This is a genomic window from Pseudomonas sp. 10-1B, assembly GCF_000935045.1.
GTDB lineage: Bacteria > Pseudomonadota > Gammaproteobacteria > Pseudomonadales > Pseudomonadaceae > Aquipseudomonas.
This window is the reverse complement of sequence record NZ_JYKS01000001.1, coordinates 209,238-230,187: the sequence shown is the minus strand read 5'-3', so window position 1 is coordinate 230,187 and position 20,950 is coordinate 209,238. Positions and strand designations below refer to the sequence as shown.

The 20,950-nt window shown below is 62.7% G+C and carries 18 protein-coding genes and 1 pseudogene; 10 read left to right on the top strand and 9 right to left on the bottom strand.

Annotation, left to right across the window (positions count from 1 at the left end; all coding sequences use genetic code 11):
• Positions 1-43: 43 nt before the first annotated feature.
• Complete coding sequence (locus tag TZ03_RS00965; RefSeq protein ID WP_082056502.1) at positions 44-910, top strand: helix-turn-helix domain-containing protein; 867 nt, start codon at positions 44-46, stop codon at positions 908-910.
• 257 nt (positions 911-1,167) lie between these two features.
• On the opposite strand, the pseudogene TZ03_RS28085 reads toward TZ03_RS00965, so the two are convergent.
• Positions 1,168-1,344: pseudogene (locus TZ03_RS28085) on the bottom strand (type 1 glutamine amidotransferase domain-containing protein); the annotation flags it as partial.
• Positions 1,345-1,493: 149 nt separating this feature from the next.
• Here TZ03_RS28085 and TZ03_RS00960 point away from each other — a divergent pair.
• The 4 genes from TZ03_RS00960 (at position 1,494) to TZ03_RS00945 (ending at position 7,567) form a co-directional block, all read left to right on the top strand.
• A complete protein-coding gene (locus TZ03_RS00960) occupies positions 1,494-2,477 on the top strand; it encodes an acetoacetate decarboxylase (ADC) (RefSeq protein ID WP_152645342.1) in 984 nt (327 codons plus the stop codon).
• Between the two features lie 154 nt (positions 2,478-2,631).
• Complete coding sequence (locus tag TZ03_RS00955; RefSeq protein ID WP_051095134.1) at positions 2,632-3,549, top strand: NAD-dependent epimerase/dehydratase family protein; 918 nt, start codon at positions 2,632-2,634, stop codon at positions 3,547-3,549.
• A gap of 368 nt (positions 3,550-3,917) precedes the next feature.
• Positions 3,918-4,793, top strand: coding sequence for a universal stress protein (locus TZ03_RS00950; protein WP_051095131.1), 876 nt, complete (start codon positions 3,918-3,920; stop codon positions 4,791-4,793).
• Between the two features lie 41 nt (positions 4,794-4,834).
• Positions 4,835-7,567: a cation-transporting P-type ATPase gene (locus TZ03_RS00945; RefSeq protein ID WP_051095129.1), complete on the top strand. Its 2,733-nt coding sequence runs from the start codon at positions 4,835-4,837 to the stop codon at positions 7,565-7,567.
• Between the two features lie 192 nt (positions 7,568-7,759).
• On the opposite strand, the gene TZ03_RS00940 is transcribed toward TZ03_RS00945, so the two are convergent.
• Entirely contained in the window at positions 7,760-8,632 is an 873-nt protein-coding gene (locus TZ03_RS00940; protein ID WP_051095126.1) for a LysR family transcriptional regulator, read from the bottom strand.
• Between the two features lie 121 nt (positions 8,633-8,753).
• Here TZ03_RS00940 and TZ03_RS00935 point away from each other — a divergent pair, with 121 nt between their 5' ends.
• The 3 genes from TZ03_RS00935 to TZ03_RS00925 are packed head-to-tail and all read left to right on the top strand — an operon-like array spanning position 8,754 to position 10,456.
• The gene (locus TZ03_RS00935) at positions 8,754-9,470 is read left to right on the top strand and encodes an AzlC family ABC transporter permease (RefSeq protein WP_051095124.1); all 717 of its coding nucleotides are present in this window, start codon (positions 8,754-8,756) and stop codon (positions 9,468-9,470) included.
• Positions 9,460-9,780: an AzlD family protein gene (locus tag TZ03_RS00930; protein WP_051095123.1), complete on the top strand. Its 321-nt coding sequence runs from the start codon at positions 9,460-9,462 to the stop codon at positions 9,778-9,780. Before TZ03_RS00935 ends, TZ03_RS00930 begins: the two co-directional genes overlap by 11 nt.
• A gap of 34 nt (positions 9,781-9,814) precedes the next feature.
• Positions 9,815-10,456, top strand: a complete 642-nt coding sequence (locus tag TZ03_RS00925; RefSeq protein ID WP_051095122.1) for a LysE family translocator — start codon at positions 9,815-9,817, stop codon at positions 10,454-10,456.
• 608 nt (positions 10,457-11,064) lie between these two features.
• Here TZ03_RS00925 and TZ03_RS00920 read toward each other — a convergent pair.
• A complete protein-coding gene (locus TZ03_RS00920) occupies positions 11,065-11,955 on the bottom strand; it encodes a LysR substrate-binding domain-containing protein (RefSeq protein WP_051095121.1) in 891 nt (296 codons plus the stop codon).
• 110 nt (positions 11,956-12,065) lie between these two features.
• On the opposite strand from TZ03_RS00920, the gene TZ03_RS00915 reads away from it, so the two are divergent.
• Both TZ03_RS00915 and TZ03_RS00910 read left to right on the top strand, forming a co-directional pair.
• Positions 12,066-12,641: a nuclear transport factor 2 family protein gene (locus tag TZ03_RS00915; protein ID WP_051095118.1), complete on the top strand. Its 576-nt coding sequence runs from the start codon at positions 12,066-12,068 to the stop codon at positions 12,639-12,641.
• A gap of 45 nt (positions 12,642-12,686) precedes the next feature.
• Positions 12,687-13,568, top strand: a complete 882-nt coding sequence (locus TZ03_RS00910; RefSeq protein ID WP_051095116.1) for an alpha/beta fold hydrolase — start codon at positions 12,687-12,689, stop codon at positions 13,566-13,568.
• Positions 13,569-13,624: 56 nt separating this feature from the next.
• Here TZ03_RS00910 and TZ03_RS00905 read toward each other — a convergent pair whose 3' ends face one another.
• The 6 genes from TZ03_RS00905 to mdeB form a co-directional block, all read right to left on the bottom strand.
• Positions 13,625-14,986, bottom strand: coding sequence for an outer membrane beta-barrel protein (locus TZ03_RS00905; RefSeq protein WP_051095114.1), 1,362 nt, complete (start codon positions 14,984-14,986; stop codon positions 13,625-13,627).
• Positions 14,987-15,082: 96 nt separating this feature from the next.
• On the bottom strand, positions 15,083-15,460 hold the full coding sequence (locus TZ03_RS00900) for a nuclear transport factor 2 family protein (RefSeq protein ID WP_051095112.1): 378 nt from the start codon (positions 15,458-15,460) through the stop codon (positions 15,083-15,085).
• Positions 15,450-16,334: a fumarylacetoacetate hydrolase family protein gene (locus TZ03_RS00895; RefSeq protein ID WP_051095110.1), complete on the bottom strand. Its 885-nt coding sequence runs from the start codon at positions 16,332-16,334 to the stop codon at positions 15,450-15,452. Before TZ03_RS00895 ends, TZ03_RS00900 begins: the two co-directional genes overlap by 11 nt.
• A 10-nt stretch (positions 16,335-16,344) precedes the next feature.
• Entirely contained in the window at positions 16,345-16,938 is a 594-nt protein-coding gene (locus TZ03_RS00890) for a VOC family protein (RefSeq protein ID WP_051095108.1), read from the bottom strand.
• 23 nt (positions 16,939-16,961) lie between these two features.
• Positions 16,962-18,242 (bottom strand): dihydrolipoyllysine-residue acetyltransferase, encoded by a 1,281-nt coding sequence (gene aceF, locus TZ03_RS00885; RefSeq protein ID WP_053388378.1) that lies wholly within the window; start codon positions 18,240-18,242, stop codon positions 16,962-16,964.
• A 12-nt stretch (positions 18,243-18,254) separates the two neighbouring features.
• Complete coding sequence (gene mdeB / locus TZ03_RS00880; RefSeq protein WP_051095107.1) at positions 18,255-20,921, bottom strand: alpha-ketoglutarate dehydrogenase; 2,667 nt, start codon at positions 20,919-20,921, stop codon at positions 18,255-18,257.
• Positions 20,922-20,950: the final 29 nt, after the last annotated feature.

Below are 20,950 nucleotides of genomic sequence, written 5' to 3'. Positions count from 1 at the left end.
CTGCCAGCAGGGATGCCTTCGCTTTGCATCGAGAGGCCTGAAGATGCCCGATCAACTGAAAGTCACCCTCTTCGACCAGCCGGTACCGTCGTGCTCGGGAAACCCGATTCATCTGAAGCCCTTGGCAACCCTTTGCCAAGACTGTCGTGTCAGCGGCCTGTGCTTGCCCACCGGGTTGCCCATACACGACAACAGTTGCCTGGGCGCGCTTATCGGCCCGCGCATGCGCGTTCGCAAAGGCGCGGCGCTGTTCAACGCCAACGACCCACTGACCACGCTGTATGCCGTTCATTGCGGCAGCTTCAAAACCAGCCTCAATACGGCTGAAGGCCAAGGCGTGGTGATCAACTTCTGGATGTCGGGCGATGTGCTGGGGCTCGATGCCATCGCCACCGAGCGTCATGTGTGCGACGCCATTGCCCTGGAAGACAGTGAGGTCTGTCCTGTCCCCTATCGCCGGCTACAAGCCCTGGCGCATGACTTTCCTGTCTTGCAGCAAAGCCTGAATCGCTTGATGAGCAAGGAAATCGTTCGCCAGCATGAACGCGTGCTGATGCTCTGCAACCTCACCGCCGAGGAGCGCCTGGCCAACTTCCTGCTGGGCTTGTCCAGGCGCTTTGTCAGCCGCGGCTATTCTGCCCATGGCTTCATGCTGCGCATGTCCCGCGAAGACATGGCCTCATACCTGGGATTAAGGCTGGAAACCGTGTGCCGCTCAGTCGCCCGCTTGCGTACGCTAGGCATCGTCAGCCTACGTGGCAGGCTCGTGGAGATTCTCGACATGCCCGCGCTGGTGGCACTCGAACAAGGCTATGGCGATAGCGCAAGAACCGTGGGTAAGCGCCATTTGGGGCCGCTGTGCGGCCCATCGCTGGCAAGCCAGCTCCCACAGGAACTGCGCAAGGCTTGAGGTCTGCGCGGTACCTGTGGGAGCTGGCTTGCCGGCGATGGGCTCCCACAGGGACTGCGCAAAGCTTGAGATCTGCGCGGTACCTGTGGGAGCTGGCTTGCCGGCGATGGGCTCCCACAGGGGCTGCGCAAAGCTTGAGATCTGCGCGGTACCTGTAGGAGCTGGCCGGCGATGGGCTCCCACAGGGACTGCGCAAAGCTTGAGATCTGCGCGGTATCTGTGGGAGCTGGCTTGCCTGCGATGGGCTGCACAGCGGCCCCAATGTGCAGTCGCCCATCGACCACGACCTTGGACGTAAACGGCAGCAAGGCCTTTTCGTAACGCGCGCCACGGCGTTTCATTTCTTGCTCGGCGTTGTACGCCACCTTGCTGGCAACCCCTGCCAGCACCTCCTCGATCCAGACATAGCCAGTGAGCCGGCGCCCCTCGAAAAGGGCGCCTGTGCTCGAGGTGAAAAAGCCGTTATCTCCGCCCTTGACATTAAAGTTAAGTTTAAAGTTAAGGTAAGTGCCTTGCCGTACTCATCAAGCGTGATGCAACTCTCTGGAGAGACTGAAAAGTGAAACTCGGAACCGTCGTCGCCATGACAAGTGCACTCCTGGTGCCCACTGCGAACGCCGCCCTGGCGGACACCACCGGCATCCCCAAGCATGCCGAGACCACGGTGATCGACATCGCAGGCCACCCGGTGCCGGTCCTCAAAGGCGGGTTGTACGACCGTTACCGCTCCAACCCTCCCTTGTCAGTGATCCAGGCCGCGGCGCCGGGCATGGACTTGAGCTGGTTCAAAGGCCTGGAAAAGACCAAGGTCGACATCGGCTTCGAGTCGTACTCGCCGAACTTCTACTACAAGAACAGCCGGGTAACCGCCGTTTACACGGCAGACATCGACCGCCTGCGCGAACTGATGCCCGCCGAAGTGCTCGAGCAGGTGCAGCCCCTTCAAGTATGGCCAGGGCGTGGTCTGGTGGCTTTCACCGCCTACACCTATGACTACTGCGACAACGACAGCTACAACGAAATCGCCTTGTCGATCATCACCAACAAGCCAGGCAAGTCCAATCTCGGCCCCTTCAGTTTGATCGGGCAATCGATGTCCAAGGACTTCTGGGGTTACGTGCTCAAACTACCGGTGAACACCGAGCTCGCTCGTGTACGTGGCGTGGTTGGCTACAACCTGCCGAAATGGCTGACGGACATCGATCGTCGCGAGGAAGCCGCCACCGTGACTTACGATATCGTCGACGCCCAGACCGGCAAGATCGATGTAGTTTTCACAGCGAAGAAGCTAGAAGACCTGTCCAGCGAAGTCGGCCTGGTGACGAACAGATTCACCAACCTCGACCACAACGGCCAGCTGAGCTACGGCTATGCGACGTCCCGGCAGACCCGCCACGCATCGAGCTCCAGCGCGGACTCGGCCCACCTGATACTCGGCGAGGGCAGCCTGTCGGCCTACATCCGCTCGTTGCAGCTGGGCAAGATGGTGAAATACGAATATGTGCCGGAGTTCCAGAGCGCCCTCTATGCGCCCAAGCCGCTGACGGCCCTGAACGCTGGCGATTGATCGACCGCAGAGGCCCGTGATCGGTGCTTGTCTTAGGTGCTGAGGGGCGTAGAGCGAGCGCCGCGCGGGCGGCACTCGATCTGACAGGCGCGGGACCAGTCATCACGAACACCTGCCAGCCCTGACACATTCTCAAACGTTTCAAGGAGACCTCATGCAAACCGTTCTAGGAGCAACCGGCCAGATTGCCGTGGAGTTGGCGCGAGAACTGAGCCGTACTTTCACGGAGGATATCAGGCTGGTAAGCCGAAACCCGCGCAAAGTCAATCAATCCGACACGCTGGTATCGGCGGATCTGCTCGATGCCAGCCAGGCGGGCAAGGCTGTCAAAGGCAGTAGCATCGTCTACTTCACGGCCGGTTTGCCACCCGACACACGACTATGGGAAACGCAGTTCCCTGCGATGCTGCGAAACGCTCTCGATGCGGCTCGCGCAGCCGATGCCAAATTCGTTTACTTCGACAATACCTATATGTATCCGCAGGATGACCGCATGCTGAGCGAGAACGCTCCGTTCGAGCCGGTCGGCCGCAAAGGTCGGGTGCGTGCGCAAATGGCATCCATGGTGCTGCAGGAAATGCAGCGAGGCGATATCCCTGTGGTCATCGGCCGAGCCCCCGAGTTCTACGGGCCAGACAAGACGCAGAGCATCACCAACACATTGATCATCGACAACATGAAAGCTGGCAAGACACCCCGCGTGCCAGTCCGGGACGATACCAAGCGCACACTCATCTGGACCCCAGATGCGAGCCGCGCGCTGGCCGCCCTGGGCAATACACCAGACACGTTCGGACAAACCTGGCACCTTCCCTGCGATGACGACCGCCTGACCTACCAGCAGTTCGTCGCCCTGGCGTCCGAGATCCTTGGCAGGGAGCCTTCCTACAAAGTTCTTGGCAAGTGCACCTTGACGGCCGCTGGCCTGTTCTCCAAGCAGGTGCGAGAGTTGCGGGAGCTGCTGCCGCGCTACGCGCACGACAACCTGTTCGACTCCTCGAAGTACAAACAGCGTTTCCCGGAGTTCAAGGTCACGACTTATCGCCAAGGGCTTACTCACATCTTCGGTTAGCGCCAGCAACACGCGAGGTGGCTTGTTTGCCCATCTCAGCTGTCCTCAGAACCATTTTGAAACAAAACAATACCGTCAATCCGACGCCCCCGGCAAACCCATCCTCCAAGCAAAAACCTTAGTCAATTCAACAAATTGCATCCTCGTAGAGGACCAATATGTCGCTGCCTGGCAGGCCTGCTTTGGCCATCGCGCTGGGCCATGCACGACTACCGGCTTTACTTCCCTGCGTGAGTGCCCTCGCACCATTGATGCAGATCAAAACGTCGGGCCCGGTTCACGCGACGATGATCGGCAACATACAACGGACCGACAATGGGCCAACGCCTCGCCCTTCGGTCACACAGCGCTGCCTCAAGGAGACCGCCATGTCCACGTTGAGCCACATACTGGTTGCCACCGACCTGTCCACAGCTGCCCGCCACGCCGCAGAGCGGGCCGCACTGGTGAGCAAGGCGCTGGACGCTTCACTGGACTTGCTCTACGTCGCCAACCCGGCGCCCTTCGAGCGCCTCAGGCAGATAATCGCACCTGATGACGACCTGCTCGAACGCGTGCTCGATAGCGCACGAGAAAAAGCCCACGAGCTGGCCGAGCTGCTCTACCAGCGCTATGAGGTGGCCGCTGGCGCGCATGTCATGCCCGGCTCGGTCGTCAGCGAAATCACCCGCCAGGTGCAGGACCAACGTACCAGCCTGCTGGTCTGTGGCGCGAAGGGCCAGAGCCTGGCCCGTCATCTGCTGCTGGGCTCGACCGTGCAGCGAATGCTCAGCCGTATGCTTTGCCCTTTGCTGGTGGTCAAGCAGGCTCCACGCTGTGAGTACCGCAGCTTGCTGGTGCCGGTCGATTTCTCGCCGGTATCGCTACGCTCGATCGAGGTTGCCCGGGCCATCGCACCACAGGCCCAGATCACCCTGCTGCACGTGTTCGAAGCCCCCTTCGAGGGCAGCATGCGCTTTGCCAACGTTGACCATGACACCCTCAATCACTACCGCACGGTCATCAAGAAAGACGCCGTGGAAAAACTCGCGGCGCTGAGCGAGGCAGCCGGGCTGCCCGCTGCACGTCAGGTGGTGGTGCACGGTGACCCCTCCTGGCGCATCGTCGAACAGGAGCAGGAGCTGGATTGCGACCTGATCGTGATGGGCAAACAAGGCGAAAGCGCGCTGGAAGAACTGTTGGTCGGCAGCATCACCAAGCATGTGCTCAGCGAGTCGCAGTGCGACGTGCTGGTGTCACTGTAGTTCGTGCGGTTTCATCTCCTGGACGCGGAAGACCTGAGCCCATGACAGTTCCCTTTACCGATCCGCCCAAGCCCCATTTGCCGCCCACCTGGCAGACGCTCACGGTCACGGAAGTCGAGCAACTGCTGCACACCGGGCCGGATGGACTGGAAGACGCACAGGCGGCCGAGCGCCTTGTCCGATATGGGCCCAACAAACTGGCCCCGCCCAAGCGTCGCGGGCCGCTGCTGCGCTTTCTGGCGCAATTTCACAACATCCTGCTGTACGTCATGATCGCCGCGGCGGTAATCACCGCCGTGCTCGACCATTGGGTCGACACCTGCGTCCTGCTCGGCGCCGTAGTGATCAACGCGATCATCGGTTTCATCCAGGAAGGCAAGGCAGAGCGTGCCTTACACGCCATCCGGGCGATGCTCGCGCCCCATGCGATGGTGATCCGCAACGGCACCACACAGGAGATCGACGCCGCTGACCTGGTACCGGGCGACCTGGTCCTGCTGGCTTCCGGGGACCGGGTGCCGGCCGACCTGCGCCTGATCGCGGTCAAAGCATTGCGTGTTGAAGAAGCGGCATTGACAGGCGAGTCGATGCCGGTGGAAAAGGACACCCACACCGCCCCGGCCGACGCGCCCCTGGGCGATCGGCACGGCATGGCCTACGCCGGGACCGTGGTGGTCCATGGCCAGGCCAGAGGCATCGTCGTCGGCACCGGCGTCATGACCGAGCTGGGCAAGATCAACCAGATGCTGGTCGACATCCATACCCTGGCCACCCCGCTGCTGCGCAAGGTCGACCGCTTCGGCCGCCTGCTGGCCATGACCATCCTCGCTGTGTGCACCGCCACCTTCGTCCTGGGCACGCTCTGGCGCGGTCATCCGCCGGCGGAAATGTTCATGATGGCGGTCGCCCTCGCCGCCTCGGCCATCCCCGAAGGCTTGCCGGCAATCATGACCGTGACGCTGGCCCTGGGGGTACAGCGCATGGCCCGGCGCAATGCGATCATCCGGCTGTTGCCGGCAGTGGAAACGCTGGGTTCGGTGACCGTGATCTGCTCTGACAAGACCGGCACCTTGACCCGCAATGAAATGACCGTGCAACGCGTGGTATGCGCAGGCCACGTGTTCGACATCGGCGGCGTCGGCTATGCCCCCGTGGGCGATTGCAGCATCGACGGACGAATCATCGACCCCAGCCACTATCCGGCCCTGGGCCTGGCGATCCGCACCGGCGTGTTGTGCAACGATGCGCATCTGCGCAATGAGGGCGACTTGTGGAGGGTCGAGGGTGACCCTACCGAGGGCGCCCTGCTGGTGCTCGGCGACAAGACCGGGTTCGTCGCCACGCAATGGGCCCGTCTGGACTCGATCCCGTTCGAATCGCAACATCGCTTCATGGCCACCCATCATCGCGATGGCGAGGGGCAATCGTGGATCTTCGTCAAGGGCGCGCCCGAACGTATCCTGGAGATGTGCGATAGCCAACGGGGCCACGATGGCGATCATCCGCTGGATGTCGACTACTGGCGGCGCATGACCACTGATACGGCAGCCCAGGGCCTGCGCCTGCTGGCCTTGGCCTGCAAGCCCGGGGCGCCCGTCGACGGCAGCCTGAGCCTGCAGGACATGAATGGCGGATACACCTTGCTAGCCCTGGTGGGGATCGTCGCCCCCCCACGCGAGGAGGCGATGCGGGCGGTTGGCGAATGCCATCAGGCGGGCATCCGGGTGAAGATGATCACCGGTGACCATGCCGAAACCGCCCGGGCCATCGGCGCCCAACTGGCCATCGGCGTCGGCAAGCCGACCCTCACCGGCGCCGAAGTGGCGACGATGAACGACGAAGCCCTGCGCCGGGTGGTAACCGACGTGGACGTGTTCGCCCGGGCCAGCCCGGAGCACAAGCTGCGCCTGGTGACCGCGTTGCAGGACAACGGCCAGATCGTCGCCATGACCGGCGACGGCGTCAACGATGCCCCCGCGCTCAAACGCGCGGATGTCGGCATCGCCATGGGCATGAAGGGTTCCGAAGCGGCCAAGGAGGCCGCCGACATGGTCCTCGCCGACGACAACTTCGCCACCATCGCCACCGCGGTGCGCGAAGGCCGGGCGGTCTACGACAACCTGAAGAAGTTCATCCTGTTCATGTTGCCCACCAACGGCGGCGAAGCCCTGGTGGTGATCGCCGCCATCCTGTTCGAGCTGGCATTGCCGCTCACTCCCGCGCAGGTATTGTGGATCAACATGGTGACCTCCAGCACGCTGGGGCTGGCACTCGCGTTCGAGCCCGCCGAGCGAGGCATCATGGGCCGGCCTCCGCGGGCGCCTGGGGAACCGCTGCTTTCCGGCTTTTTCATCTGGCGCATCGTCATGGTTTCAGTGCTGATGATGGCGGGCGCGATCGGGTTGTTTCTCTGGCAACTGGGCGAAGGCTCCAGCATCGAGACAGCACGCACCATGGCGGTCAATGCCGTGGTTGCCGCCGAGATGCTGTATCTGATCAATAGCCGGTCGTTGATCGCGCCGGTCAGCAACCGCCAGGGGCTGCTCGGCAATCCTTACGTGCTTCTGGCGATTACCGCCTGTATCCCGTTGCAGTTGCTCTTCACCCACGCACCGATCATGCAGGAGATCTTCGGCTCTACCGACCTGACGTTGCAGGAGTGGGGGAAAGTCATCGGTGCCGGGCTGCTGGTGTATCTGGTGGTCGAGTTAGAGAAATGGGTGATTCGCAACACCCGCCTGGCTGAGCGGCTGTCGCTAGCGGCGAGCGACTAGTCGCGTGTGTGGGAGCGGGTTTACCCGCGAACACCGGCACAGCCGGTGCCACCCACCGCGGCGCCTGCTTCGCGGCGGTTCGACGCCTCGATAAACCCGCTCACCCAGAGTGCGCTGCGCGCTTGCGAAGCCAGTTATCTTTCAGCGTCTGCTTTGGTCGATAGCGGACAGCCACAAACCGAATTGCCCACGTCATTCAATGACCAGTGGATCCCTGAGGGTGCTCATGACTTGCTCATACATGGCGTCTACGGCACGAGACCCTTTTGAATCCCGGCTACGGATGAGTACGACCTCCACCACGGGAAGCTCGGGCAACCCTTGGCGTCCGTCAAGCATCTTCAGGCTTGGAGGAAGGCTGCATCGGGTCAGTACTGCGACCGCCATGCCGCTCAGTGCAACGGCTATCTGGCCGCCCACATTCGGGCTGTTGTAAACGACACGGTACTCGCGTTGTTGAACGTCAAGCGCCGCCAGGATTTCGGTGCGCAAGCGCCCACCGAGCTCATGAACCGCAATCGGCAGCGGATCGCGTTTCCAGACTTCGTGCTGCTCGTCTGCTCCCCACACCAGCGCTTCCCTGAAGAGCAGCGCACCGCGCGAGGGTGCATCACGGGTGACAACCGCCAAATCGATTTCGCCTCGATCGACTTTGGCCAACAGTGCGGTGGACTCTTCACAGACAAGGGTTACTTCGACTTCGCCAAAGCGGGTGGTAAAGCTTTTGAGTACTGGCACAAGGTAGGGTTCTGCATAGTCATCGGGTACACCGAAGGTCACCCTTCCGGAGAGTGCTCCCCCATGCATCGCAAGCACCAGGGCGGAGTGGGACGCCAACAGCTTTCGCGCGTGCCCCAGCAGATCAAAGCCTGCCGGCGTTAATGAAAGCTGCCTCGGCTCCCGATTCAGAAGTGGTCGACCTACGCTGTCTTCGAGCTTCTTCAATTGCATGCTTACGGCAGATTGAGAACGCGCGATCTGTCGAGCCGCCGCTGTCATGGAACCAGTATCAACGACCGCAACGAACGTCCGTAGCCAATCGATCTGCAAATCCTTGGATTGCACCGTCGAACCCGCCCATTCGAAAATCGAATGCCTTTTATAACACTTATTCGCTTTTCTGGCTTCCAGTCGACCCCGCAAAATACCGCATGAATTGCCGTGCCGTGGCAGAGGAGAGGAAATTTTGTTGAGTATCAGCAGTGGCTCGGTCGGGCTTGATAGAGATGAGGTATGGAGTGGCTTCAAGCAGCTGTTACCGATTTCCTCGTTCGTTGTGGTTTTTGCAGTGGCCTTCGGCCTTGCCGCCGCGCAGACAGGCTTGAGCGAATTCTCAACTGTGCTAATGAGCGCCTTGGTGTTTGCGGGCGCGGCGCAGTTTGCGGTTCTTGATCTGTGGGGGCAGCATGTTCCGGTCGTTCCGTTGATTATCACGGTATTCGCAATTAATGCCCGGCACTTGTTGATGGGGGCAACCTTGTATCCCTGGCTGCGTGAGCTGCCCCGGGCCAAGCGCTACGGTGTGATGCTTGTAGTTTCCGACGCCAACTGGGCGATGGCGATGCAAGCACTCAATGGCGGAAAACCAGGCATGGGGCTGTTGTTTGGTGGTGGTCTTGCCTTGTGGTCGGCATGGACGCTCGGCAGCTGGCTGGGTCTGTATTTTGGTAGCGCGATTCATAACCCGGTAAGTCTGGGCCTGGATATGGTGATGGGCTGCTTTTTGCTTGCGATGGTGATCGGCGGGAAGAAGAGCCTGCGCATGCTGGTCATCTGGAGCGTGGCAGCTGGCGCGTCATTGCTTGCGTACAGGTATTTGCCTGAAAACAGTCATGTCGTAGCTGGCGCATTGGCTGGCGGTCTGTTGGGCGCTGTCTGGATGGAGAAGAAAGATGCACATTGAAAGCACTGGCCTGGGCACCTTCTTCATCATTCTCATCATGGCCGTGGTCACCCTGGCGACCCGTTGGGGAGGCGTGTTCGTGATGGCCTTCGTTCCCATCAACTACAGAGTGCAGCAGTTCATCGGCGCCATGTCCGGCTCGGTGCTGGTGGCGGTCCTTGCACCATTGGCGGTTAGCGGCGATAACGGCGCACGGCTTGCCTTGTTGACGACGGCAATCGTGATGTTGGCGCTGCGTAAGCCATTACCCGCAATTGCGGCAGGCATTGTCATGGCTGCGGTGTTCAGGCACTTGCAGGGCGCCTTGTAGGATGTTCTTTCACACTTATCGATGAACGTGAAAAATGGATCTGCATTCAATTCTTGCTTTTACCGTGGTGGCAGCCATTGCCATTGCGAGCCCCGGGCCTGCGACCTTGATGGCGATCAATAACAGCCTGGCCTACGGACCGCGTTACGCCATATGGTCATCAATAGGCAATGCGTCCGGGCTGTTCTGCTTGTCGGCTGCGGCGATGCTCGGATTAGGCGCTCTGCTCGCAAGCTCTGAGTGGATGTTCAGCGTTGTGAAGATCTTGGGCGCTGGCTATCTGTTCTATCTGGGGGCCAGGCAGTTGTTCAAGAAGGGCTCGGTACTTGCCCAGGAAGTACACCCAGACGGACAAACATATAGGCCGTCGCGTTTGAAGCTGTATAAATCGGCCTTTCTCACGGCGACCACCAACCCAAAGGCCACGATATTCTTCACTGCGCTGTTCCCGCAATTCATCGACCAAGGCGCGGCAATGCTGCCGCAGTTTCTGCTTCTCACGGCGATATTCATGGGGCTGTCACTGGCTTCATTGAGCCTGTATGCCGCTGCTGCGGCGCAAGCCAAAGGCATGCTGAGCCGGCCTGCGTTTTCCGTGTGGATCAGCAGATTGGTCGGCTCGACGTTTATCTGCTTTGGTGTTGCCATTCTCGCTACGCGCCGACCGATTTCCTGAGAGGTGCCTGTTCAGCCCTTGGCGAACGTCCGGGTCGGGTCGAAAGCTATCGGCGCGACTGACCGTAGTCGACCCAGGCTGTGTGAAAACCCACGCGGCTCCTCGAAGAGCGCGTTCCTGCTTGAAATCTGAAAAGGCTTAGCCACTCAGCCAACCCAGAATTCGCGTAGAAACGCGAAATCTAGGTTATTTTTCAACCAGCCGAATCGATCCGGCAGTTTTCACACAGCCTGGACCGTAAGCGGTCAGTGCTGCCCGGCTGCTAGCGACCCATGGCGCACGCCTGGATGTTGGGGCCGCTTCGCGGCCCATCGCCGGCAAGCGCGGCTCCCACAGGTACAGAGCAGGCCTGGAGGCTGGCGATATTCCTGTGGGAGCCGGCTTGCCGGCGATGGACTGTCGCGAAGGGCTGCTGTCGACCTATGGCTGCCGTTGAGCCGAACAGCAATCTTTGTGGAGCAACTGTCTTGCTCAAAATCTAAAAGCTTGCGCAAATCCTTGTGGGAGCGGGCATGCCCGCGAACACCGGCGCAGCCGGTGCCATCCACCGCGGCGCCTGCTTCCCGGCGGTTCGACGCCTCGATAAACCCCACAGTGACGCCTTGCAACTACCCGGCCGCCACGGCATTGCGGGCAATGCCCAGAAATGCCCGCACGGCACCATTACTCTCGCCATTGCGGCTGACCAACAACAGGTCGGCTTGTTGCTCCACGCCATCGAGACGGCGGTAAGCCACGCCGGGGATGCTGACTTGCGCCAACGGCTCAGGCACCAGCGCCACCCCCATGCCAGCAGCCACCAGCGCCAGAACGCTCAAGGTGCTGCCGGTGCGGTGCACCTTGGGCTCGCGCCCCAGCGCCCGGCGCAAGCTGCGAAGCATATTCTCGTCGGCACCGTGGGCGGCGTAGACGATCAGTGACTCGCTGCCGAGCATGGCTACCTCAAAGGGGCTGACATCGATCAGCGGATGACTATCAGGCATCGCCACCAGCAATGGCCAGGTGCCGATACGTTCGAAACATAGCGTCTCGTCGACTACCTGACCGCCGTGGCTGGGCGCGTAGCCGACATCCAGCTGGCCTGCCTGCACCGCCTCGACCTGCTGCTGCGGCGCCAGCTCGCGCAGCACCAGCTCAGCCTGCGGATAGGCGGCGTGGAACGCCCGTACCGCGGTCATCAAGCGCCCACTGAACACCGCATTGCCGGCAAAGCCGATGCGCACCGTGCCCATTTCCCCGCGTATCGCCCGCTGCACCGTGTTCTGGGCATGTGCGGCCTGGGCCAGGGTACGCTCTGCCTCGCTACGCAGCAGCATGCCGGCTTCGGTCAACTCCACCCGGCGGCTGGTCCGCACGAACAATGGGCCACCGAGCTCCTCCTCAAGCCCCCGTATCTGCATGCTCAGTGCAGACTGCACGATGTGCAGCCGCTGGGCAGCGCGGCCAAAGTGTCCTTCTTCGGCAACGGCAAGAAAATACCGCAGGTGGCGCAGATCCATGATCGCAAACCCTTCATTTTTAATGATTGATCGTTCAGATCAATCTATTTGAGTTTGCCACCCAAGGGGAAGATGCTCAGTCAACTTCTTCCCCTGCAAGAGAGTTCACCATGCACAGCTACCTACAGGACCGCCAGCAAATCTCCGACCTCATGACTGGCTGGATTCACCGCGATCTTGGCCAATGGGAGCGTTTGGCCGCGTTGTTCCACCCCGACGGGATAATCGAAGTCACCTGGTTCGAAGGCCCGTTCAGCGAATTCATCGCCGGCTCGCAACGCATGGGCGCTTCCGATCTGCGCACCAAACACCTGATTGGCACCCCTGTGGTGGAAATGAACGGCGACCGTGCCATCGTCGAAACCAATGCGGTGATCATTGCCGAAAACGTTCGGCTGGATCTGGGGTGCAGCGTGCACAACCGTTTCTACGACCTTGCGGAAAAACGCGACGGCCAGTGGAAGCTGGTCAAACGCCAGAGCATCTATGACATGGGCAGCTTCAACTTCCCCCGTGGACCGATGCCGGTCGATACACAGATAGTGGCACGCTATCCGCGTGAATATGCACCCCTCGCCTATCTGCTGGAGGTAAGCGGTTTCCCCCTCGGCCGCACCTTCGCCACCCGCGGCAGCGAGCTCGAACGCACCATGCGCCAGTCCGCACAAGCTTGGCTTGCGGCCTGACAGCTGGTCGTCCCGACACACAACAACAAGAAAGGAGTACCACGCATGTGCAAGCAGGATTTCGTCTTTCGCGGGCTGGGGATTTCCATGTCTGGCCGCGGGCGCGTACCGGAAACCGCAAGCGAGGACCAGCACCCGCTGATCATCGCCATCCATGGCGGCACCTATTCTTCCAGGTATTTCGACGTACCTGGGTATTCGCTGCTGGACAGAGCCGAGGCCCGGCAGTTGCCGATCTTCGCCATTGATCGGCCAGGCTATGGCTTGAGTGCAGACTACGCCGCGAACGCTCCAAGCATTACCGACAATGCGCAGATCCTCGACTCGGCGATCCACGACCTGTGGAACAGCTACCCGCACCGAAGCTGCTCCGGCATCGTGCTCATCGGCCATTCGATCGGCGCTGCCATCAGCATCGCCATCGCCGCGCACCAGCCTGCCTGGCCACTGCTGGGTATCGCCATCTCGGGTGTAGGGCTGGACCCTGTAGCGGCCTCCAAGGACAAATGGAACGGCGTGCCTGCCGACCAGCCTCTGGTCAGCGTTCCGCCCGAGGCCATGGACGGCTTCTTCTTCGGCCCAGCGGATACCTACGAACCTGGCGTCATGCCTCACGCCAGTTATGCAGCCGCAGCGCCCGCACCACGCAGTGAGCTGGTCGATATCGGCATGTATTGGCCGAAGCAGGTTGCTCGCCTGGCAGAACAGGTCAAGGTTCCGGTGCATTACCGTCAGCCTGAATTCGAACGGCTGTGGCCGGTTGACGAAGCGACGGTGCAACGGTTTGCCCAGGCATTCGTGAATTGCCCTGACATGGATGCCGCGATCCTGAGAGGGGCAGGTCACTGCATCGACTTCCACCATGTGGGTGAAGCGTTCCAGTTGCAACAACTGGCATTCGCCCGGCATTGCGCCACTCGCCGCTGAAACTCGCCAGCGAAGGCCCCGGCAGCTCGAGCTGCCGGGGTTTTTTTCATCGATGATCAGAAATAGAACAGCGCCTCCACCATCGCGGTCAACTGGCTGCGATCACGGCCGTTGCCGAACGGGCGGTCGTGCTCGCGGGCATCGAACCAGTCGTAGCGCAGCTCCGGACGCAGCGAAAGGTACTTGTTGAAATCGTAGCGAAACCCCGTGGTGATCGCGTTGAAGTCACCGCGCGCGGTGGTCGTGGGAAACAGCGTGAAACCATCCGGGTCGCTGAAATGCTCCCCACGTACCGAATACGACAGGTTCGGCCTGATCTGATAGGTAAGCACCGCATTGACGCCCCACCAATGGGCGCCATCGAAGCCAGGCCCGGTAAGGATGTCCACCGTCGTCGGTTTGCCGTCGCCGTCCTGCCGGCCGTAGACCAGTTCGGCGCCCATCGACCAGCGCTCGTCGAAGCGGTGCCAACCGTTCAACGAATGCTGCTGCCGGAGCTGGCCGTCCGGGGAAATCAGCCGTGAAGTCGGGGCCTGAACATCCTTGACGCTTTCGTTCTCCTGGTTGCCCACCATGAACTCGTAGTCGATCCAGGTATTCATGTCCGGCGTACGCCAGCGCAACGCGCCGAACAGCGCCTTGTCGTCGTTGTTGTCGCGCAGGTTGCTCCAGCCCTGCGCCACGCCCAGTTCCACGCCCAGCAACCCTTGGGGACTGTCGACGATGCGACTGCTCACCATTACCCCGCTGACCGTCACCAGGTTGCTGACGAAGGCATAGGTGCGGCTGGCGAAGGGGTTGCGAGCCAGGCGGATGTTCGGCGGAATCTCGTAGCCGAAGGCGGGCCCGAAGATACCCGCCATCAGGGTGAAGCCCGGCCCGTAGGGCAGATATGCCGTGGCGGCCAGGTTGGGTGTGGAGACGAAGTTCTGCCTGTCACGCCGGGCCTTGTCGGTATCGTCATCGCCCGGTGAATTGACGTCCCAGTGCATGTCCCAGCCAAAGGCCCTAGAAAACTGCGCATTGCGCCCATACAGGGTTTCAAAGGTGAAGCCGAAATCGGCCGTATCGGGTGCGGGGCCAGGCAAGGGGGTGATGCGCGGGATGAAGTTGGCCTTGAGCGGTTTGTCGACGAACAGATGCAAGCTGCCCAGTTCGAAGCCCTCATCGGAAAAACCGGTGACAGGTAGATTGCTGAGGCCATCGCGGCGCTCATCGTGGGTAGAGCGGTTGTTGCGGGAATAACCGATATCGAGCAGGAAGGAAGTGGTGATGCCGTAGTCGCGCTCCAGGCTGTCGCCGAACAACTGGCGAAACAGCGTGCCTTCGGCCGGCTCGTCGCCCGGCTCGGCATGGCAATCGATTATCGCGAAGGCGGCCAATACCGCACCCAGCGCTTTCACCCGGATATTGTTCATCGATAGGGACTCTTGTTGTTGTTTTTTATCGTCGTTGGTGCAAGGCCCGGCATCCCTGCCGGCGCGGGCCGTTGCCAGCCCGCGGGTTTGCATGGGTCAGGTATTGGTGGCGTGGAAGGCGCACTGGCGCCAACCGTCCTCCCCGCGTAGCCACACCTGGGTGGCGTAGGCCCTCATCAGTCGCTGCTCACCGCTCGCGCGCAGCACGATGGTCTGCTCCAGGCGGCCGCTGGCGATGGCCGTGTCGCCGTTCACGCGCACACGCATGTCGGCACGCTCGACGCTGAGAAAGTCGATGTGCTCGGCGACCATCTCCAGGTATTGCGCCTTGTCGTCCACCTTGCCGGTGGCATGCACATGCACCAGCGCGTCGTCCATCAGTGCCGCCAGCGCCTGCAGGTCACGCTCGACCAGGGCGCGGCAGCGCTCGCTTTCCAGGCCGAGGATGTGCTGCTCGATCGTTTCAACCGGCATGGCTGTCGCTCCCCGTCGGTTCTGCACGCACCACATTGTCGATCGCGCCCAGGCCGTCGATCTCCACCCGCACCCGGTCGCCCGCGCGCAACCAGCGCGGCGGCTTGAAGCCAACCCCTACCCCGCCCGGCGTGCCGCTGTAGATCACGTCACCAGGTTCCAGGGTCATCACTTTCGACAAGTGCTCGATCTGCTGGTAGCAGTCGAAGATCAGCTCACGGGTGTTGGAGTCCTGGCGTTTCTCACCGTTGACGAAGCAGCGGATGCCCAGCTCGTGCGGGTTGCCCACTTCGTCCGGGGTCACCAGCCAAGGCCCGAACGGCGCATGCCCGTCGAACGACTTGCCAAGCACGAACTGCGAGGTACGCAGTTGCCAGTCGCGGACGCTCACATCGTTGCCCACGCAGTAGCCGAAGATCATCTCCGGCGCCTGCTCGCGGGTCACGTGGCGGCAGCGTTTGCCGATCACGAAGACCATCTCGGCCTCGTAGTCCAGTTGCTCCGACACACGCGGCACGTCGATCGCCGCGAAGGGCGCGTTGGCCGTGGTATTCATCATGGCGAACCACAACTGGTCGGCGGGCGTGGCCATGCCGGACTCGGCGACGTGGTCGGCGTAGTTCAGGCCGATGCCGAGGATCTTGCCCGGGCGCGGCACCGGCGCCAGCAGGGTGACTTCGTCGAGGCCGAAGTCCACCGGCTGGATCTGCGCCAGGCGCTGCAACGGCTCCTGCCAGAGCCGCCATTCGTCGATCAGCCCGAGCATGTCGCGCGGCGCGGCAGACAAATGATCGGCGATGCGAATCAGCCCATCTTCCGTCACGATGCCGATGCCTGTCAGGCCACCGGGGGTCTTGAACGTGCACAGCTTCATAGGTCTTTCCTCATCCAAGCAAGGTGCGGGTGCCGGTGCCGGCGGTGCCCAAGCGGCACAGCTCGGTTTCGCTGGCGCCTGCGAGCCATAGCTCGACCATGGTGTCGGGGTCGAACTCCAGGCCGATGGGGTCGTTGGCGAAGGTTTCGCTGTGGAAGAACGCCGCCGCGTCGGCGGCCTCGCTGAAGTTGTCCACCTGCAGCTCGATGTCATTGCCTTCCGGGTCGCGGAAATACAGCGAGGTGGTCGGGCCGTGGTTGATGCACCAGTACGGGCGGATGCCCTCCTCCTTCAGGCGCAGGTAGGTGCGCAGCAGGTCGTCGATGCGCGCGTAGCTGTAGGCGATGTGGTGCACGCCGGTGACTTCGTCGGACTTCGGCGGCAGGTGCGGCATGTTGAAGAAGGCCAGGCGATGGTGCTCGTCATCGTAGGTGATGAAGGTGAGGATTTCGTCCTCGAACACCAGGTCGGCCTGGAACAGCTTGCGGTACCAGTCGACCATGGCCTTGCGGTCGGCGCAGCGGAACACCAGGTGCGCCATTTTCATCGGCACCACGCGCTCGCCTTCGGCGATCACCGCGGTGCGGGCTTGGGAAACGCTCATTTCGGTTCTCCTTCTTGTTGTTGTCAGACCAACACCCGTCGGAAGTCGCCGAGCAGGGTCGCCAGGTAGGCCAGGAAGCGGCCGGCCTCGGCACCGTCCACCGCACGGTGGTCCCAGGACAGCGACAGCGGCAGCTGCAGGCGCGGCTGGAAGGCGCTGCCGTCCCAGCGCGGTTGCAAGTCGGCGCGGCCGACGCCGAGGATCGCCATCTCGGGGGCATTGATGATCGGGGTGAAGTGCCCGCCACCGATGCCACCCAGCGACGAGATGGAGAAGCAGCCGCCCTGCATCTGGGCCGGCGACAGCTTGCCGGCGCGCGCCTGCTGCGACAGCTCGGCCATTTCCGCGGCCAGCGCGGCGATACCCTTGCGGTCGGCATCGCGGATCACCGGCACCACCAGGCCATTGGGCGTGTCGGCGGCAAAACCGATGTGGTAGTAGTGTTTTTGCACCACCTCGTCGCCTTCCAGGCTCACGTTGAACTGCGGGAAGCGCTGCAACGCCGCCACGCAGGCCTTGATCAGGAACGCCAGCAGGGTGACCTTGGCCTGGCCGTCGCGCGCTTCCTGGTTGAGCTGCACGCGCAGGGCCTCCAGCTCGGTGACATCGGCCTGGCTGTGGTTGGTGACGTGGGGGATGCGCACCCAGTTGCGGTGCAGGTTGGCCGCCGAGAGGCGCTTGATGCGCGACAGCGAACGGCGCTCGACCGGGCCGAACTGGCTGAAGTCCACCTCTGGCCAGGGCAGCAGGTTCAACCCTTCGCCAGCGTTGGCGGCAGCCGTGGGTCGCTCGCGCTGGGCCTTGACGAAGGCCAGCACGTCCTCGCGCAGCAAGCGGCCGTTGGGGCCGGTGGCCGGCACCTGGTCGAGGTCCACGGCCAGTTCCCGCGCCAGTTTGCGCACGGCCGGGCCGGCCAGGGCCAGTTGGGGTTTGCGCACCGTTTCAGCAGCCACGGGCTCGGCTTTAGGTGCCGGCGCGGCCTCGACGGGCGCGGGTACAGGTACAGCTGGTGCGGAGGCTGGCGCGGATGCAGCGGGTGCGGCAACAGGTGCAGGTGCAGCACCCCCCTCCCCAGCCACTTCGATATCGGCGATCACGCTACCGCGCGACACCTTGTCACCCGGTTTGATCAGCACCTGGCGAATGACGCACTGCAAGGTGCTGGGTACGTCCATCACCGCCTTGTCCGACTCGAGCACGATCAGCGGTTGTTCCACCGCGACCACGTCGCCGGCCTTGATCAACACCTCCACTACCGGCAGGTCCTTGAAGTCGCCGATATCCGGAACCATCAGTTGTTGCATGGTGTTCACTCCTCAACGGTTCCAGGGGGCAGCGCTGGCGCCATCGATGGCGTAGCGCGCGCGGGCCTGGGCATGCTTGTCGCGGTCGACGCTGGCCAGCGCCGCCAAGGCGATGTGCTGGCGGTCCACTTCGAAGAAGCGGCGCAGCGCCGGGCGGGTATCGCTGCGGCCGAAGCCGTCGGTGCCCAGCACGGTGTATGGCGCCTGCAGGTACGGAGCGATCAGTTGCGCATAGCTGCGCACGTAGTCGCTGGCCGCCACCACCGGGGTGCTGCCGGGCAGGCAGGCCTGCAGATGGCTGCTGGTGCCGGCACTGTCGTCGCCAGCGAACAACTGCTGGCGCTCGACTTCACGGGCCTCGCGGGCCAGCTCGGAGAAGCTGGTGACGCTCCAGATCTCGCTGGCCACGCCCCACTCTTCGGCCAGCAGCTCGGCGGCGGCGATCACTTCGCGCAGGATGGCCCCGGAGCCAAGCAGGCGTACCGCAGGCGCGCCCTCGCCACGCGTGCCGAACAGGCGCATGCCCTTGATCACGTCGGCGTGCTGGCTAGCGTCCAGCGGTGCCTGCACGTAGTTCTCGTTGGTCACCGTCAGGTAGTAGAACTCGTCGTGCTGTTCTTCGAGCATGCGCCGGCTGCCGTGGTCGATGATCACCGCCACTTCTGCGGCGAACGCCGGGTCGTAGGCACGGCAGTTCGGCACCGTGGCGGCGATCAGCTGGCTGGTGCCGTCCTGGTGCTGCAGGCCCTCACCGGCCAGGGTGGTACGCCCGGCGGTGGCGCCGATCAGGAAGCCACGGGCGCGCTGGTCGGCAGCGGCCCAGATCAGGTCGCCGATGCGCTGGAAACCGAACATCGAGTAGTAGATGTAGAACGGCAGCATGGGCACGCCGTTGACGCTGTAGGAGGTCGCCGCCGCCACCCAGGACGAGATCGCCCCGGCTTCGGTGATGCCTTCCTCCAGCAACTGGCCGTCCCTGGACTCCTTGTAATAGAGCATCGCCCCGGCATCTTCCGGCTCATACAGCTGCCCGACCGGCGAATAGATGCCGACCTGGCGGAACAGGTTGGCCATGCCGAAGGTGCGCGCCTCGTCGGCGACGATCGGCACGATGCGCGGGCCGAGCTGCTTGTCCTTGAGCAGGTTGGTGAACAGCCGCACAACGGCGGTGGTGGTCGACGCTTCACGGTCGTCGGGGGCCAGGGCGAACTGCGCATAACTCGCCAACGCCGGCACCGGCAGTGCGTCGGCCCGGCTGCTGCGCTGCGGCATGTAGCCACCCAGCTCGGTGCGTCGGGCATGCAGGTAGCGCATTTCGGCACTGTCTTCGGCCGGTTTGTAGAAGCGCATTTCCTCCAGCGCCTGGTCATCCATCGGCAACGCGAAACGGTCACGGAAGGCTTTGAGCGCCTCGACGTCGAGCTTTTTCTGCATATGCGAGGTATTGCGCGATTCACCCGCCTGGCCCATGCCGTAGCCTTTCTTGGTCTTGGCCAGGATCACCGTCGGCCGGCCCTTGTGCGCCTTGGCGGCGGCGAAGGCGGCATACAGCTTGCGGAAATCGTGACCACCCCGGCGCAGGCCATCGATCTCGGCCGGGCTCATGTGCGCGACCAGGGCTTGCAGCTCTGGGTCGAGGTCGAAGAAGTGCTCCATGTTGTAGGCGCCATCGTTGGCACCCAGGGTCTGGTACTGGCCATCGACGGTATGGGCGAAACGGCGCAGCAGCACGTGGTTGCGGTCGCGGGCGAACAGCGCGTCCCAGTCCGAACCCCAGACCACCTTGATCACGTTCCAGCCGGCGCCGCTGAACAGCGACTCCAGTTCCTGGATGATCTGCCCGTTGCCACGCACCGGGCCGTCCAGGCGCTGCAGGTTGCAGTTGATCACGAACGTCAGGTTGTCGAGCTTTTCGCGCGCCGCCAGGGACAGCGCCGCGATGGATTCCGGCTCGTCCATCTCGCCGTCGCCGAACACGCCCCAGACGTGGCGCTGCGCGGTATCGGCGAGGTTGCGGTGCTGCAGGTAGCGCAAGAAACGCGCCTGGTAGATCGAGCTGATCGGGCCGATGCCCATGGAGCCGGTCGGGAACTGCCAGAAGTCCGGCATCAACCAGGGGTGTGGATAGGAGCACAAGCCGCCGCCATCCACTTCCTGGCGGTAGCGCTGCAGTTGCTCCTCGCTCATGCGCCCTTCGAGGAACGCCCGGGCATACACGCCCGGGGCCGAGTGCGGCTGGAAGTACACCAGGTCGCCCTTGCCGGCCTCGCTGTCGGCGCGGAAGAAGTGGTTGAAACCGACTTCGAAGATCTCCGCCGCCGAGGCGTAGCTGGCGATATGCCCGCCCAACTCGCCATAGGCCTTGTTGGCCCGCGCCACCATGGCCAGGGCATTCCAGCGGATGATCGAGGTGATGCGCTCTTCCATGGCCAGGTCACCGGGAAATACCGGTTGCTCTTCCAGGGCGATGCTGTTCTGGTACAGCGAGTAAGGGTGGGCGCCCGGGCGCACGCCCAGGTGGCTGGCGTGCTCGGCCAGGCGCTGCAGGAGGAAATCGACGCGCTCGCCGCCGGCGCTACGCGCCACGGCTTCCAGGGCATCGAGCCATTCGTGGGTTTCCTGGCGGTCGCTGTCCTGTTCGGTACGAGCGCTCGGTAAATCGGTGATCTTGGCGGTCATGGCATAAGGCTCAAATCAGGTTTCACAGG

Coding starts and splice junctions, on each gene's coding strand:
- TZ03_RS00965 (WP_082056502.1), top strand. CDS start 44: ATGCCCGATCAACTGAAAGTCACCCTCTTCGACCAGCCGGTACCGTCG.
- TZ03_RS00960 (WP_152645342.1), top strand. CDS start 1,494: ATGACAAGTGCACTCCTGGTGCCCACTGCGAACGCCGCCCTGGCGGAC.
- TZ03_RS00955 (WP_051095134.1), top strand. CDS start 2,632: ATGCAAACCGTTCTAGGAGCAACCGGCCAGATTGCCGTGGAGTTGGCG.
- TZ03_RS00950 (WP_051095131.1), top strand. CDS start 3,918: ATGTCCACGTTGAGCCACATACTGGTTGCCACCGACCTGTCCACAGCT.
- TZ03_RS00945 (WP_051095129.1), top strand. CDS start 4,835: ATGACAGTTCCCTTTACCGATCCGCCCAAGCCCCATTTGCCGCCCACC.
- TZ03_RS00930 (WP_051095123.1), top strand. CDS start 9,460: ATGCACATTGAAAGCACTGGCCTGGGCACCTTCTTCATCATTCTCATC.
- TZ03_RS00925 (WP_051095122.1), top strand. CDS start 9,815: ATGGATCTGCATTCAATTCTTGCTTTTACCGTGGTGGCAGCCATTGCC.
- TZ03_RS00920 (WP_051095121.1), bottom strand. CDS start 11,955: ATGGATCTGCGCCACCTGCGGTATTTTCTTGCCGTTGCCGAAGAAGGA.
- TZ03_RS00915 (WP_051095118.1), top strand. CDS start 12,066: ATGCACAGCTACCTACAGGACCGCCAGCAAATCTCCGACCTCATGACT.
- TZ03_RS00910 (WP_051095116.1), top strand. CDS start 12,687: ATGTGCAAGCAGGATTTCGTCTTTCGCGGGCTGGGGATTTCCATGTCT.
- TZ03_RS00905 (WP_051095114.1), bottom strand. CDS start 14,986: ATGAACAATATCCGGGTGAAAGCGCTGGGTGCGGTATTGGCCGCCTTC.
- TZ03_RS00900 (WP_051095112.1), bottom strand. CDS start 15,460: ATGCCGGTTGAAACGATCGAGCAGCACATCCTCGGCCTGGAAAGCGAG.
- TZ03_RS00895 (WP_051095110.1), bottom strand. CDS start 16,334: ATGAAGCTGTGCACGTTCAAGACCCCCGGTGGCCTGACAGGCATCGGC.
- TZ03_RS00890 (WP_051095108.1), bottom strand. CDS start 16,938: ATGAGCGTTTCCCAAGCCCGCACCGCGGTGATCGCCGAAGGCGAGCGC.
- aceF (WP_053388378.1), bottom strand. CDS start 18,242: ATGCAACAACTGATGGTTCCGGATATCGGCGACTTCAAGGACCTGCCG.
- mdeB (WP_051095107.1), bottom strand. CDS start 20,921: ATGACCGCCAAGATCACCGATTTACCGAGCGCTCGTACCGAACAGGAC.